This is a genomic window from Candidatus Villigracilis proximus (assembly GCF_016717045.1).
GTDB classification, from domain to species: domain Bacteria; phylum Chloroflexota; class Anaerolineae; order Anaerolineales; family Villigracilaceae; genus Villigracilis; species Villigracilis proximus.
Genome location: NZ_JADJUO010000010.1, coordinates 73,038 through 87,718 on the forward strand (window position 1 = coordinate 73,038; position 14,681 = coordinate 87,718).

Consider the following 14,681-nt stretch of genomic DNA (forward strand, 5'->3'; position numbering starts at 1 on the left):
ATTAGATACTAAAATAACGCGGTTTCTTTTGTGTTTGGGTTAATGGCTTTGTAGACACTGCTGTCAAAACCGCTTAAGACAAACCCATATTTTTGATACAAGGTACAGGCAGGGACATTATCATCCTGCGTTTCGAGCATAACGCCCGGGAAATTATTTTCGCGTGCCCATTGGATTCCGTGCTCGAGCAATGCGCGCCCGACACCTGTGCCGCGATATTCCGGATTCACAACGATGTCATCTACATAAGCAAATTGATTCCACCATGCAACCATGCGAATGCGCCCTGCAAGTTTCGCGGGCGAGCCTGCTTCAGTGAAAAAGACGACTGGCGCAGGGCTTTCGCCAAAGCCGTAATCTGTATCTTGTGCAGGAATGTCCCTTTCGTAGGGTTCAACATCTGTGACCGAATATATAAGCTTCTCTTTTTCAATTTCAAGGACAACTCTTGAGCTGACAATGAACTTGCGCGAAAACAGATTCGCTTTTGGCGCGTTCTGTAAATCTGTTTTGTGAATAATAAATTCCATAAAATGGCCTTCCTTATTTGATCGTCGTTGATGCTGCCACCATGAAGATGACGTTTTGCGCTTCGCGTGCGAGCATTTGATTGGCGCGGCCGAGCGCGTCGCGGTACATGCGTCCCAGTGGACAAGCGGGCACAATTCCAATTCCAATGCCAATTTCGTTGGGAACGATCAGCCATTCGCCGCCGAAGATGTGGGTAAGTTTGCTCATGCTAGATTACCTGAAAATGCGATACGTCATTTAAGAGATTTAATGTGACGGCATCTTCCTGCACGATCAGTTCAGAGAGCGAAGCCTGTGAAACGCGGAATTGCCAGTAGCGGTTCAAATCCACACCGAGGGTGACGGCCAGCAAAGATTGAAGTGCGCCGCTGTGTGAAACGACCAACACGGTCTGGTCTTTGTGATCATCCTTGATCTGATCAAAAGCAGACTTAACCCGTGCTGCCAGTTGAGAGTGTCTCGCCGTTTGGCGGAAATATTCATTGAGTCCGTCATCCATTTTGAGAACAGGTCAGGTGAATGAGCAGACATTTCCTTATAAGTCCATGCCTTTAATCGCCAAATGAAAGTGCGCGCAAACGGGAATCTTTTTTGATTTCAAGTTGATGAAAATCCGCGATAGCTTGCGCTGTGTTTGTGGCGCGTGAAAGGTCGCTGGTGTAAATGGCGTGGATTGTTTCTGTTGAAAGCCGCTTTGCAATTTGTGCGGCTTGTGTTTGTCCAGTTTGATTCAACGGGACATCGCTTTGTCCTGATAGCGTCCTGCGATGTTCCAGTCAGTTTGTCCGTGGCGGGTGAGGGGAGAAGTTTCATAAGGGAAAGGATGAAGGATTATGAATGATGAAGTAAAAAATACCAGGATTAATGTTTCAACCAGTGTTGTGACTGTGCCGTCGCCGGCGTTGACGATCAGTAATCCTTTTTGGGGATTCTTATTCATAATGATCTCACCAAATTCCTTGATTTTTCGCTTTTCGTAACACCCAAAGAAAAAATGGAGCACCCGCTAAAGCAGTGACAATTCCAAGCGGCAATTCCTGCGGCGCACGACCACACGTGCCAGAATATCTGCCAGTAATAAGGCGCCCGCACCGCCGATAATGCTCAGCGGAATAATGCGGCGATAGTCCACGCCCCACCAGATGCGGACAACGTGCGGAACGATCAAACCAACGAAGCCGATGATTCCAGCAAATGAAACCGCTGCCGCTGTTACCAGTGACGCTGCAACGATAATGATGAATTTTGCGCGGCGCACATTTAATCCCATTTGCAGCGCCTGATCATCGCCAAACTGTAAAAGATTCAGTGCATATCCGTTTAAGACCAGCGTCGTTAGACCGATCAATAAATAAGGGACAAGCGCCAGAGTCACATTCCAGCCGAGCAGACTCACTCCGCCCAACAACCAGCCAATGGCGCGGCGCAATTCACCTGTGGAACGCAGCATGAGGAAAGATGTCAACGAGGTTGCGAAGGATGAAAAAGCCACGCCCGCCAAAATTAAACTGGTCGTTGGTACAGTGCCGCCCACATTCGCAAATAAATAAACCAGATAGATCGTCAACAAACTGGCGATGAACACAGCCAGCGGTACAGCCAAAAACCCAAGCGTGATATACGGCCATTGGATAGACATCGCCAGCACCGCGCCCAATCCTGCACCAGAAGCCACACCGATCAAATACGGGTCAGCCAGCGGATTGCGGAACAGTCCCTGATACGCCGCGCCGCTTCCAGATAATGCCGCACCCACCAATGCGATCAAGACCGTGCGCGGCAGGCGAATATCCCACAGGATCGTGCGAAAAGTTTCGCTGTTGGTTGACTCCGGTTAATGCGCGCCACAATTCAGCAGGCGGAATAAAAATGGAACCAACCGCCAGGCTGAGAAGCAGGGTGATGAGAAGAAAGAGGAAAGAGGAAAGATAAGGTGAACGGCGCATGGGAATGTAGGCGGGCAAACAAGTCCACAAGGACACAGATGTATCCGTGTTTACTTGTGGACTTGTAACTTATTTACTCAAAAAGACCGGGTCTCAACAACTTCGCCAGCGCTTCCAAACCATCCACCAAACGCGGACCGGGGCGGCTGAGTAAATTATCATCGAAGGGCAAAACCTGTCCGCTCTTTACGGCGCTCAGATTTTCCCAGCCGGGGCGTGCAGCAACCGCTTCCGCTGTGACACCAAAAGCAGAATCACCAAGGACAATAAACATCGGGTCAGCGGCAACCACCTGCTCCAAACTTAATTGGGGATAGCCTTCAATGTCTGATGCAATGTTATAGCCACCGGCACGCTCAATTAATAAATTGATAAATGTACCGCTGCCTGCTGTGTATGGTTTGGCCGGATCGGTGCCATCCAATTCATAGAAGACACTAATGCGAGAACTAAGCGGCAATATCTTTTCATCCACTGCGGCGACGCGGGCCTTAAGTGAATCGGTCAACTTGGTTGGGTCCTGTCCGGTCAACTGGGCGACGATCTCAAGGTTGGTATACATTTCTTCCAATGTGTTTGGGTTCTTCAAATAGTAAACAGTCAACCCCAAATCTTCGAGCGCCTTCACCTGTTCGGCTGTGTTGATCTCCGCGGCGAGAATTAGATCAGGCTTTAAGGAAACGATCAACTCAGTGTTTAAGCCTGCATAGGTATCGCCAATATCGGCAACATCCAGGGCCTCAGCCGGATAGTCGCTATAGGCGTCACGGCCGATAACCTGGGCTCCTGCACCAACTGCAAAGAGGATTTCTGTATTGGATGGAGCCAATGAGATGATGCGCTGCGCCGCGCCATTCATAACGACAGGCCTGCCCAGCCCATCTGTGAGTGTGATCGCCGCTGAAACAGGAGCTTCGGTGGCGGGGGCACATCCGGCAATGAAGAGTGCCAGCAATAAAGTCAAAAGTAAAGTTTTGCGAAACATTTTACATCTCCAGTTTTGTATAAAAAAAATTATCTACTACACAAGAAAACCCTAAAGGTCTCCTCTGCTTTCATAAAACCCTGATGGATGTACAAAAAGACCTTTAGGGTTTTACAAGCAGCCAAACAAGAATCAAAATCCCCAGCCGATGACTGGGGAGGGGGAGAGGCAATCCGTGCAAGCCGTCATCCACCTCCTTTTGCGAGAGTGTGGCGAACCGACCAGAGCGGGCGACCTGACTTGGTTAGTTACTTAACTAACTTCACAGTTGCGCGACAGTGCCGGAATTCCACCGGCTTCGCCGCTTGCTGACCGTTATTACTATTTTTTATTTTACCACTGAGTGCGCCGCGATTTTTTTTATCAGTCCGCGAAAGATAAAAATATGAACAGGGTATAGCAGGACCCAATATAAAAATCCGCTCAGGCCGTGCGGAGTGAAGTAAACCGTTTGCATTAATCGCGTGCCTTGTGCGCGTTTTTCCACGCGCCATTCCATCCAGCCTTCGCCGGGGGCTTTGAGCTGCGAATGCAAAAGAAGTAATTTTTCAGGCTCGATCGCATCCACCTGATAATAATCATAGCCGGCATTGGGACTGAATTTTCTAATGCCAAAAAAGCCGCGCAGTTTCCACAACCAGTTTGCGTAAGGCCAGTTTTTTTTGTTGCCCATGTTTGTAATTACATCGAAAACTTTTTTGATGTCGGCATTTATTTGTGTCTCGCGATGGTCGATAAAAAAGCCTTCATGTTTGAGTGTTAAAAAGACTTCGGAAGTCTTTAACGACGCGATTGGTTGTGTTGTCTGCGGGCAGACTTCCGAAGTCGGAGTCTGATTCTGACTCCCAAACGCGTTCGATCTTAAGCGGATGTAAACGAGTCAGGGCTTCCTTTGTAGCTGATTCAAAATCGACGAGATTTACTTCGGGATAGATCTTGCGCGCAGTGTCGTGGATGACCACGCTGTCACTCGATAATCCGCCGACCAGCGCATACGCGATCGGACGCGGCACCGGCGTGGTGAGGCCAATGCCGAAAGCCATGAACCAAACAGGGACATACGGCAGGAGCAGGAAACTGCGTTTATGTCCGCGAATGCGCGCATAATACAGCATGAGATCTTTATAGGTTGAAATATCAGGGCCGCCGATCTCGAAGACCTGACCCTGCCCATCATGATTACTCAATGCGGCCAGCAGATAATCGATCACGTTTTGAGTCGCAATCGGCTGTGACTTACTTTTGACCCAGACCGGCGCTGGAATGACCGGGAACAACTCGGTCATAAAGCGGATCATCTCAAAGGAGATGCTGCCGGAGCCAACCACTACGCCCGCGCGAAATTCAGTGACGGGCACACTTCCCTGCCGCAGGGTTGCGCCGGTTTCAATTCGTGAGCGCATGTGCGGCGCGATGTGCTGTTCTTCATCTGCGAGCCCGCCCAGATAAATAATATGACTCACTCCGGCGGCTTCGGCAACTTGTACAAAATTTCGGGCAGCGTCCAATTCGCGCTCTGTATAGCCATGTCCGCTGGACATGTTGTGGATCAGGTAATAGGCGGTGTGTACGCCTTCGAGGGCAGGCTTAAGCGTAGCCGGCTTCATCACATCGCCTTCGGTCATCTCCACCTGCGAAAACCAGCGGCGACTTTTAAGGCGCTGAGGTTGTCTTGCAAGGGCGCAGACCGGATACCCTCGTTCCAATAACTGCGGAATTAATCTACTGGCAATGTAGCCGGTTGCTCCAGTGACGAGAATTCGTTTCGATGATGTCATTACCTGTACCATTCCTTAACCACGCTGTAAAAATTAACTAGACACCCGGCACTTTGCTTTTTGGATGCTCGCGAAGCGAAACGCAGATTTTTCAAAGGCCATGAGCAAAAAAGGTTTTTTATCAGCGTTTTCAGCGTTCATCTGCGTTCTAATTTTAAAACTATCAGGTTGCCAGAAATTAATAACCCGGTCTATGGACACGTGGATAATTCCGGAAAAAATTGCTGCCCATATTGCTCAAGCATATTGCTTTCATCCCTGGGAAAGACGAGCATCATGGTCAACACCCGTGATTTGTTCAAGGTCTGCGCCCAAAATCGAATGTCGTATTTTATATTTTCTTCAATGGCTTCAAACTCGTAAAGCAGGAAATCGTCTTTAGCGCAGGATTTTACAAGCAGAGATTGATCATATTCCGTGAACATGGTCTGCACGCTGTCATCATTAAAATACCAGCCAATGTCCTGTGTGCCGCCTTCATCACAAAACAACAGGATCGAGACATCAGAAATTGCAGAAACGCTTCTATGCGTCCATGACACATAGGCTTTAAATTCTTCCACCGTGTAACTGCGCTGCCAGTCTGTTTCTGAAAACAATTCTTTTCCAAAGTTCAGCACATATTCAATATCAGCCTGCGCCGGCTGAAAAGAATCGCAGCCGCTCCCCGGTTGTGACGCGGAAGGTTGGGCACTGCAAGCGCTCAAAAAAAGAACGAAAGCCAAAACATAAAACTTATTCATTGGAATATTCCTCACAATCGATTTAAAACTTAATGCGTTCCACTTTGAATGGCGTTTCATCCGGGTTGATCATTTCGTCAAATTCGCGCGCGGCGAGATGACCATTGAAGATGGCTTGCGCGATGATGTTTGGAGCTTCGGCATCACCGATCAGGCGCAGGGATTTAAGTTTACCTTCAGCCAGCGCGGGTTTGAGTTCGTGATATAGCGCGTCGTTGGGGATTCTATCGGTGACCATGACGATGGCGTCGCAGTCGAGAGTCGACTCAGCGGAGGTGATGACGTTCGTGACTGTGGCAGTTGTCGGGGTGTGAGATGCGATGATGTGATCCGCAAGGAGAGTCACTTTCAGGTTGTGTAAACGCTTGAGGATGCGTTCCTGCTCAAGGGTGAATTGAGTCCAATAGGAAATGGTGGGAGCGGGCGTTATCAATGTAACTTCGCAATTGTTTTGCGCGAGCAACTCAGCGAGGACGCCGCCCATGTAGTAGTGATCGTCGTCGTAGACTAGAATTTTTTGAGGGCGGGCGGCTTGCCGCCAGTTAATCAACTGCAAGTTGTTTGGGTCCATCAGATCATCGGGCGTGAAGATTTTTGCACTGCCCGGCACGGGACGTGAAATGTTGCGCCCAACACCATCGCGGCGCCAGGTGGAACCAGTGGCGATGATGACATGCGGCGCTTCGGTTTCGAGGATGTCTTTGGCGGTCATTGGGCTGGAGCGATAAAAGATGTTTGAAATTTTTTCGATCTGCGTGATGCGCCAGTCTATCACGCGCCGCCATTCGCTTAAATTTGGCAGTGCGGATTCGAGAGTCACACGTCCGCCGGCTTCGCGTTTTGCATCGGTGAGCACCACATGATATCCGCGTTGACCGAGTGCGCGCGCGGCTTCCAACCCGGCAGGGCCGGCGCCAACGATCAGAATTTCATCATCTGATTTTTTGGGCACGATGATCTCAGGGCGCCAGCCGCGCCGCCATTCTTCGCCCATGGTTGGGTTTTGTGTACAGCGGATGGGGACGAAGCGCGTATCGCCAGTGACGCAAATATTGCAGCCAATGCATTCGCGGATATCTTCGTTGCGGCCTTCTTTGATTTTGTTTGGCAAAAATGGATCTGCGATGCTCGGGCGTGCCGCGCCGATCAAGTCCATGATTCCGCGCTCGATGGCTGAGGCCATTGAATCAGGCGATGTGTAACGGCCAACGCCAACGACCGGTTTGGTGGTGAGTTTCTTAACGAAGGAAATATATTTTTCCTGATTGCCTTCTTTTTCAAAACGCGAGGTTGTTGAATCGTTCGACCAGTTGCTGACGTTAACATCCCACAGGTCAGGAAGTTCGGCGAGCATAGCAACGATGTCGTGACCTTCACCGTCAAATTGCATTCCGTCTTTGCCGAGTAATTCATCCACAGCAAAGCGGACAGCCACAGCGCAGGTATCGCCCACTGCTTCCTTTGTGTCTTCGATCAGTTCACGGAAGAAGCGCACGCGGTTTTCAAGTGAGCCGCCGTATTCATCGCTGCGGTCGTTATCTTTTGAAAGCAGATGAAACGCCAGTGACAGATTATGCGCGGCATAACAATAGATGATATTGAATCCCGCCCGTTTGGCGCGGACTGCTGCGTTACGATGCCACTTGCGGATCTGCTTGAGGTCATCTTTTGTTGCGGCGCGTGATTGACCGGGTTCATAGCCGCTGCCGCCGACAAGTCCCTGCGAACGGGGGGCAAAAGGCGCCGCGCGTGAATATAGATTTGCGGCGTCGTATCCGTTATAGGTTAATTCAATGCCGGCCAGCGCGCCGTGTTTGTGGATGGCTTCGTTCATCAATTGCCAGGCGGGAATATCGTCATCGCTCCAGATGCGTCCTTCGATGAAGGGTGAAAGATCGCTGGTGTAGTGGATCTCTGTCTCTTCGGTGCAGACCACGCCCCAGCCGCCTTCGGCTTTCATGCCGCGCATGGCGGCCATGCCTTGCGGCATCCGATGGCCAAATCCGTTGCAGTGCGGCACCTGATAAAAACGATTCGGAGCGGTGACAGGTCCGATCTTGATCGGTTGAAATAAGATGTCATAACGAGAAGTCATGATAGATTCCTTTTTAGAAAGATAGACCCAAGAGACTGTTTAGTAACTTCACCACTAAGCCACAAAGGCACCAAGACACTAATTTTTTTGAGTCTCACCTGCACCAACCGCAGCGCGGTACAAGTATTGTGACCAAAAAAACCGGCTTATTAAACGTCCGCTTAAGGTCTGGTTGATTATGGACAGATCATGTAATCTGGAAAAAGCATGGATGAATACTCATCCATTAGCGATTCAGAATCAAGCGGAAAAACAACCATAGTGGAGATCACACGTGTATCTGTATCACTCTCAACCCAGTATTTAATACCATATTCAAAGCCAAAATTTTGCGCCTCGAATTCATACAATCGCAAGCCATCATCGGTTTTACATTCATCAATGAGATTATAGCTCTCGTAATTTTGAAAAATGGCTTTCCAATTTTCATCGCTGTAATATCGATTCAGATCAGGCTCTTCATAACCACATGGAAAGATCAGCGCCTCAAGATAAACAATCGCGCCTTCCGGATTATTCAGCCAGGTCACCGAAACACGATTCTCTGCAATCGCGTAACTTTGTTCCCATTCCAATTCATCAAAAGCACCTTCTGTATAAGAAAGTGCGCGGTCAATATCTTTTTGCACCGGCTCGGAGGAAATACAAACAGGAGTAACTGTAGGCAGAGGCCTGTCGGTTGGTCTAACGATTGGCGTATTGACCGGCAGCGGCGTAAAGGTCGCAGGAATGACGTCAGGCTTTTTACTGCATGAAGAAACAATAATCGCAATGGCTAGGAATATATATATTTTTTTCATATCTACCCGGTGTATAAAGTGAAATTATTAGACGCGAGTATAGCACGCGAAAAAGAATTTGCCCGACCTTATCAGCCGGGCAAATGAATGATTTAAATTCGGACAGGCCCACCTGCAGACTCGCGCTTCTTTCCGCGCCCATGCCTGCTTCCGTCATTCGGGAAGTTTATCTGCCGCTGATGCAGTTCTCAAACATGTTTATGCTTTTATTCCTGAAAACATCCTGACCCAAAAATCGGACTTAAAGACGATCTGTTCACCGCATCCCTGCGCTCTCTTTAAATCTGCTTTTATTTTTTCAATACCGGCCTGATATACAACTTCGTCCAGCAAAGCCAGTTGAGATGTGGCGCTCTGTTTAAGAAAAGGTTCATTCAGAACATTTTCCCCGGTATGAATATTCAAAACATGTTCCACATTCTGTTGTTGAACGTCCTGAAACCCGGTCTGCTTCATCAAAGCCTTGACCCTGTCACCGGATGGGTAACGCAGAAGATCGGTCTCGTAAACGGTTTCAAAATAATCATAGACATACCAATTACCATCGGCGCTATGCGGATCGTGGCCAATGACCGCCAATGTGCCGCCCGGCTTCAACACACGGAAGGCTTCGCAAATGAATGCGGCATGATCTTCAAAGTGGTGAATCGCGTCCACACAGTAGAGCAGGTCAAAGGTCGCAGTTTGATACGGGAGGTGGGTCGCTGTGCCGCGAGTCAACTTGAGAGGCGCAGGTTGATTGCGAGCCCGGGCGATCATCCCCGCTGAAAAATCCATGCCGTAGAGTTGCGGCGTCACCTGATGCAGCAGGTTCAACCAAAAGCCCGTGCCGCTTCCCACCTCCAGAATGGTTTTTGCTTTGATCTGACGGACAAGATTAAGCAGTGCATCCCCGCGCTCCCAATGTTGGGAGGACGGGTAGCGCTGATCGTAGTCATTTGAAATTACATCGTAATTAAGATAAGGTTGTGTCATTCTATTTGGAAATCCCCACTCGATTATTTCTTACGCACGCGGATTATCCTTCATCCTCGTTGCCAGTTCACGCAATTGCACAGGACTGATCGGTTTCAAGAGGACGATGTCTGCCAGATCCTGCAAAGCCTCCGATTGGCGTTCATCCGCGGTGGTTAAAATGACGCGCGTTTTTGCCATGCGCGCATCGGCTCTCACATACTTAAGCAATTCATGCCCTGAAACATTGGGCAAATGCAGATCCAAAATGATCAAATCCGGTACGATCTCACCCAGTCGTTTCAGGGCAGCCTTTCCATCTGTGATTGCCTCAATTTCAAACTCTGTTTGCAGGGTTAAAGAAAATATCTGGCTGAGTTTGTCGTTATCTTCGATGACCAAAGCTAATGGTTTTGTCATGAAATTTTCTCCTGATTTTCAATGATCGGCAGCAGCACAGTGAACGTACTTCCCTGCCCAACTTCACTTTCGAGGGTGATCTGTCCACCCATTAATTCCACCAATTGTCTGGCAATGGATAAGCCCAATCCCGTACCGCCATGGTCGCTCGCCAGTGAAGCATCCACCTGACGGAAAGGATCGAAGATATAAGCCCTGGCATCCTCGGGAATGCCGATGCCGGTATCCCCAACCTGCATGACCCAATGCTCCGGATCGGGCTTAAAGAAATTCAGGCGGACTTCGCCCTGATCTGTAAATTTAATGGCATTGCCGATCAGATTGGTCAATACCTGCCGCAAACGTTGTTCATCGCCGATAAAGGTCTCAGGCAGATCAAGGGCAATGTAGGTGATGATCGATAGTCCCTTCTTATTTGCCAGCACCTCCATGTTTGCATTAACTTTTTCAAACATATCGCTAAACAGGAAGCGGCTCAATCGCAGCTGGATCGTATTGGATTCGACCTTTGCCTCGTCAAGCAGTTCATTCACCATATCGGTCAAATAATGCGCGCTCTCTATGATTTGCGCTGTGGCATGTTTTTGTCTTTCACCCAGCGAACCGAATGTATCATCATAAAGCAATTCGGCAAACCCCACAATCCCGCCCAATGGTGTGCGCAATTCGTGGCTTACCTTGGCAAGCAAATGACTTTTGGCGCGGCTGCTTTCAAGCGCCTGATCGCGGGCGATGGCAAGCACTTTTTCAGCCAGCTTTTGCGCGGTGATATTACGCAGCACCACGACACGACCGACAAACTGTCCACGCCGATCATGTAATTGTGAAATACGCATTTCATACCAATCTTGAAGATCATCTTCACCAACTGTGATCTCTTCCAATGCATTACGTGTATCGCGATAACGCTCCACCAAATGCGGCCACTGAGCCAGAACATCTCCTACCGCGCGCCCAACCGCCTGAGAAACTGAAAAACCAAACAGGCGTTCCGCAGCCGGGTTCATATCTGTAATGCGTTCCTGCGCATCAAGCACTAAAATACTGTCGCTCATGCCTTCGATCACCACCTCACGCGCGATGGACATTAAATTAAGGAACTGAAAACGGAATAGAGACCAACCCAACGCCAGCCCGCTGATTGAAAAAGCAAAGTGGGTCGGGTCGATCTTTATAAACCCTAAAATATAGGAAACGCTCGCCGCCAAAGGCGCAACAACGCTGATCAATAATGCCCAGGCCTGCTGACGATAAAGCTTTGCCGAATTGCTCAACGCCCAATGGACGATCAGCGCCATGCTGATTCCGATCAAAAGATAGGAGTAGATCAGGCTCGCCCAATTGATCGTGCCAAACTCAAAAAACACCAGCGCATTCGGCAGAGTTCTATCAACATAAATGCGCGTCCAGTACAAATGATGCAATTCATTCGTGAAAAGAATTATCGTAAAAATAAGCTCGGGGAGAAACAAAACCCAAATCAGGGTGCGAGTCAGCCACCTTTCACGCTGGGTATATTGCAAAACAAAAATAAGCAGTACAGGGCCTAAAAAGTTAATGACAAGCAACAAGAACTTCATCGCCCAGGTTGCAGGGGTAATATGATCCCCAACGAGATACAACACAACCTGCCCTACGCCCCACCAGGTAATGACAAAGATCAACGCAGTAAAAGCCTTTGCGCCCTGCACAGCACGATGCCGCCAGGCATAAACAGCCAGCGTGGACGTGATCAGAGGCGGGATAAGAAGTAAAACAAAATATGCCGAAAAGAGCGCGTTCATGTGCTGCGTGACTCCCTTTGTATACAACCAAGTGAAAACAGGAAAGAGTGTATGTTTGCTTCCATTTTATCCCTTCCTGCCCCAAGAGACTCACTGTTTGAGATTACACTATGATGACAATTCCACGATCTCTTTTACACGCCCCACCTGCCCATCCACCAGGCGGACTTTGATGCCATGCGGATGATTGGGCGAGCTGGTGAGAATATCCTTGACAATGCCCCGGGTCAACTTCCCTGTGCGCTGATCCTGTTTCAAGACGATTAATACTGTAATTCCGGATTTGATATTGGAGCGGGTTTGTCCGTTCATGAAAGCAATCCCTTTGCGAACAATAAAAATGACTGTACGTCATTAAAATTCGTAACCATGCCCACAGAGATCCTCACCGCGCCTGAAGACTTGCCGTCAATACACAGGCGGAAGTCGTCAATGGTGAAGCGGTCTTCGTTGCCGGGTTTGGTGAAGCAGACATCAAGTTCAACGCGCGAGATGCCGAGAGCAATCTCGCCGGCACCGGGGTTGCAGAAGCAGCCTGTCCGCAGGGAGATGTTGACCTTGTTGGCTTCGCTTTCGATAAAACGATGATCGAAAGCTTTGCCGTTCTTATCGTAAAATTGACAGTCACCGCGCCGCCGCGCCCTTCTGTGGAGTTGGGTCCGAACAAACGTACCAACGGCTCGCCTGTGCTGTGTTTCATTTGTGTCAGATTTTGGAGCAGCCAGCCAGTGAGTGTTTTTACACGTTCGCTGATGACATCATAGCCAATGGACTCAATGTGTTTGAGCCCGATTTCAATGGCGGGGATGTTAAGGTAATCAAGTGTGCCATCTTCAAAAGCGGCGGCGCCATCGGCGAGATAATATTTATCACCCTGCACCGATGCGACTGTGATCGTGCCGCCCGCGAACCACGGACGATGCAATTTTGCCAGCGCAGATTTACGCGCGATCAATGCTCCAAGGCCGGTTGGGTAGCCGAATATTTTATAAAATGAGACGGGTACAAAATCAGGTTTGACTTGGCTCAAGTCCAGTTTGTTGGTGGGGACATAGGCGGCGGCATCGAGTAACACGTCCCAGCCGTGGGCGTGAGCTTGCTCGATCCACTCCAGCGGATGTTTGACCGAGGAGAAGTTTGACTGGGCGGGAAATGCAAAAAGGTTGTGCCCGCTTTTCGAAGGCTGGGCCAGCTCAAGGTTAAGTTGCGATTCGTCGACGCGCATTTCCGGGAGCATGACCGGGATGTAGGTCACGTTTGCGCCGCGGGCGTGGGCAAATTCCCGAATCCCATTTACAGAATTGTGGTTATCAAAAGTTAACAAGTAACGCCCATTTGAAAATGGATAGGATTCGCCGATCAGTTTTAACGCGCCGCTGGCGTTGGCGGTGAAGATGGCAAGATATTCATCCGGGTCGGCGTTGAAAAATTTTAGAATATATTCGCGCGTGCTTTCAACTGCTTCGGTGGCTGCGAGCGAAGTCGGGTTGGATGAGTGCGGGTTGCCAAAAACATTTTCGTGCAAAAGTTGATGATGTTTTTGGATTTGCGATTCGGCATAAATGCCGCCGCCGGTGTAATCAAGATAAATATGTTCGCCGCGATCAAGGCGCGAGTAATCTTTTTTGCGCAGCGCATCGATCGATTCGGTTTTTTCATAGGTGGGATATTGTTTGAGGAAGGTTTCAAATTCATTAGTTGTCATGGAAGAATCTCCTGATTGCATCCTAAGCGGAATGATGAGTTTATTTCGAGGAATGAAGGATGTTTTTATAAAAATAAAACTTGTCCTTCGACTGCGCCGCATAAAAAAAACAAGATCATGCGGCTCCGCTCAGGATATGGATTTATTTTTATACTTTCACCGGGTTGCTTAACTTTCCCAACCCTTCAATTTCAACATCCACGATATCGCCGTTCTTTAACTCGCCCACGCCGGCGGGTGTGCCGGTGAAAATAATATCGCCGGGTTCGAGCGTCATGACGGATGAAATATAAGCGATCAATGTACTGACATTGAAAACCATATCGCGTGTGGATGCCATCTGACGCATTTGCCCATTCACGCGGCAGGTGACCACCGCATCAGACGCATCGAACTCGGTATCGATCCACGGGCCGAAGGAGCAAAATGTATCAAAGCCTTTGGCGCGTGTCCATTGGCCGTCTGCTTTTTGCAGGTCTCGCGCGGTGATGTCGTTGCCGATGGTGTAACCGAAAATATATTCCTTGGCGGTTTCCGGTGTGATGTTTCGTCCGCGTTTGCCAATGACCACGACCAACTCCGCTTCATGCTCGACCTGATTCGACTGCGGTGGTAAAATAATATTTTTGTTGTTTGAAATGATCGAAGAAGACGGCTTCAAAAAAATAAGCGGCACTTTGGGCACTTCGTTGCCAAGTTCGCGGGCGTGATCCACATAATTGCGTCCCACGCATAAGATCTTGGTTGGCAGACAGGGCGCAGCGAGTTTCACCTCTGCGATGGGTGTTTTGGCTTCACGCCTGCGGTATTCGCCGAAAATGTCACCTTGAATTTCGCCGATTTTGTCATCCAACATCCAGCCGTATTTGACTGCGTCGCCATTGATTTGATAACGAACAATTTTCATAATTCTCCATGCACAGGATATAAAAGAAAATGC

The 14,681-nt window shown here is 49.1% G+C and carries 19 protein-coding genes and 1 riboswitch; all 19 genes read right to left on the reverse strand.

The features are described 5' to 3' along the window. Positions 1–8: 8 nt before the first annotated feature. A complete protein-coding gene (locus IPL71_RS12260; RefSeq protein WP_345321967.1) occupies positions 9–530 on the reverse strand; it encodes a GNAT family N-acetyltransferase in 522 nt (173 codons plus the stop codon). Between the two features lie 13 nt (positions 531–543). Continuing rightward, complete coding sequence (locus tag IPL71_RS12265; protein WP_345321968.1) at positions 544–738, reverse strand: bifunctional adenosylcobinamide kinase/adenosylcobinamide-phosphate guanylyltransferase; 195 nt, start codon at positions 736–738, stop codon at positions 544–546. Between the two features lies 1 nt (position 739). Continuing rightward, positions 740–1,030, reverse strand: coding sequence for a histidine phosphatase family protein (locus tag IPL71_RS12270; protein ID WP_345321970.1), 291 nt, complete (start codon positions 1,028–1,030; stop codon positions 740–742). Between the two features lie 52 nt (positions 1,031–1,082). Beyond that, positions 1,083–1,265: a histidine phosphatase family protein gene (locus tag IPL71_RS12275; protein WP_345321972.1), complete on the reverse strand. Its 183-nt coding sequence runs from the start codon at positions 1,263–1,265 to the stop codon at positions 1,083–1,085. After that, positions 1,262–1,471 (reverse strand): hypothetical protein, encoded by a 210-nt coding sequence (locus IPL71_RS12280; protein ID WP_345321974.1) that lies wholly within the window; start codon positions 1,469–1,471, stop codon positions 1,262–1,264. Before IPL71_RS12280 ends, IPL71_RS12275 begins: the two co-directional genes overlap by 4 nt. A gap of 66 nt (positions 1,472–1,537) precedes the next feature. Next, entirely contained in the window at positions 1,538–2,299 is a 762-nt protein-coding gene (locus IPL71_RS12285; protein WP_345321976.1) for a FecCD family ABC transporter permease, read from the reverse strand. Next, on the reverse strand, positions 2,223–2,513 hold the full coding sequence (locus tag IPL71_RS12290; protein WP_345321978.1) for a hypothetical protein: 291 nt from the start codon (positions 2,511–2,513) through the stop codon (positions 2,223–2,225). The genes IPL71_RS12285 and IPL71_RS12290 overlap by 77 nt, the downstream gene beginning before the upstream one ends. Positions 2,514–2,550: 37 nt before the next feature. Next, entirely contained in the window at positions 2,551–3,462 is a 912-nt protein-coding gene (locus tag IPL71_RS12295; protein WP_345321979.1) for an ABC transporter substrate-binding protein, read from the reverse strand. 208 nt (positions 3,463–3,670) lie between these two features. Next, a riboswitch (cobalamin riboswitch) is annotated at positions 3,671–3,794 on the reverse strand. Then, complete coding sequence (locus IPL71_RS12300) at positions 3,791–4,255, reverse strand: DUF2867 domain-containing protein (protein WP_345322304.1); 465 nt, start codon at positions 4,253–4,255, stop codon at positions 3,791–3,793. (Overlaps the previous riboswitch by 4 nt.) Further along, the gene (locus tag IPL71_RS12305; RefSeq protein WP_345321981.1) at positions 4,209–5,240 is read right to left on the reverse strand and encodes an NAD(P)H-binding protein; all 1,032 of its coding nucleotides are present in this window, start codon (positions 5,238–5,240) and stop codon (positions 4,209–4,211) included. Before IPL71_RS12305 ends, IPL71_RS12300 begins: the two co-directional genes overlap by 47 nt. Before the next feature lie 191 nt (positions 5,241–5,431). Further along, entirely contained in the window at positions 5,432–5,983 is a 552-nt protein-coding gene (locus IPL71_RS12310; protein ID WP_345321983.1) for a hypothetical protein, read from the reverse strand. A 22-nt stretch (positions 5,984–6,005) separates the two neighbouring features. Beyond that, positions 6,006–8,078 (reverse strand): oxidoreductase, encoded by a 2,073-nt coding sequence (locus tag IPL71_RS12315; protein WP_345321985.1) that lies wholly within the window; start codon positions 8,076–8,078, stop codon positions 6,006–6,008. A gap of 176 nt (positions 8,079–8,254) precedes the next feature. Further along, positions 8,255–8,878, reverse strand: coding sequence for a hypothetical protein (locus IPL71_RS12320; RefSeq protein ID WP_345321987.1), 624 nt, complete (start codon positions 8,876–8,878; stop codon positions 8,255–8,257). A gap of 198 nt (positions 8,879–9,076) precedes the next feature. Beyond that, on the reverse strand, positions 9,077–9,853 hold the full coding sequence (locus IPL71_RS12325) for a class I SAM-dependent methyltransferase (RefSeq protein WP_345321988.1): 777 nt from the start codon (positions 9,851–9,853) through the stop codon (positions 9,077–9,079). Between the two features lie 30 nt (positions 9,854–9,883). After that, positions 9,884–10,252, reverse strand: a complete 369-nt coding sequence (locus IPL71_RS12330; protein WP_345321990.1) for a response regulator — start codon at positions 10,250–10,252, stop codon at positions 9,884–9,886. Then, the gene (locus tag IPL71_RS12335; RefSeq protein ID WP_345321992.1) at positions 10,249–12,036 is read right to left on the reverse strand and encodes a histidine kinase N-terminal 7TM domain-containing protein; all 1,788 of its coding nucleotides are present in this window, start codon (positions 12,034–12,036) and stop codon (positions 10,249–10,251) included. The genes IPL71_RS12330 and IPL71_RS12335 overlap by 4 nt, the downstream gene beginning before the upstream one ends. A 108-nt stretch (positions 12,037–12,144) precedes the next feature. Beyond that, positions 12,145–12,348, reverse strand: a complete 204-nt coding sequence (locus IPL71_RS12340) for a YwbE family protein (RefSeq protein ID WP_345321994.1) — start codon at positions 12,346–12,348, stop codon at positions 12,145–12,147. A gap of 73 nt (positions 12,349–12,421) precedes the next feature. Further along, positions 12,422–13,741: an aminotransferase class V-fold PLP-dependent enzyme gene (locus IPL71_RS12345; RefSeq protein ID WP_345321996.1), complete on the reverse strand. Its 1,320-nt coding sequence runs from the start codon at positions 13,739–13,741 to the stop codon at positions 12,422–12,424. A gap of 148 nt (positions 13,742–13,889) precedes the next feature. Further along, on the reverse strand, positions 13,890–14,648 hold the full coding sequence (locus tag IPL71_RS12350; protein ID WP_345321998.1) for a fumarylacetoacetate hydrolase family protein: 759 nt from the start codon (positions 14,646–14,648) through the stop codon (positions 13,890–13,892). Between the last annotated feature and the right edge of the window lie 33 nt (positions 14,649–14,681).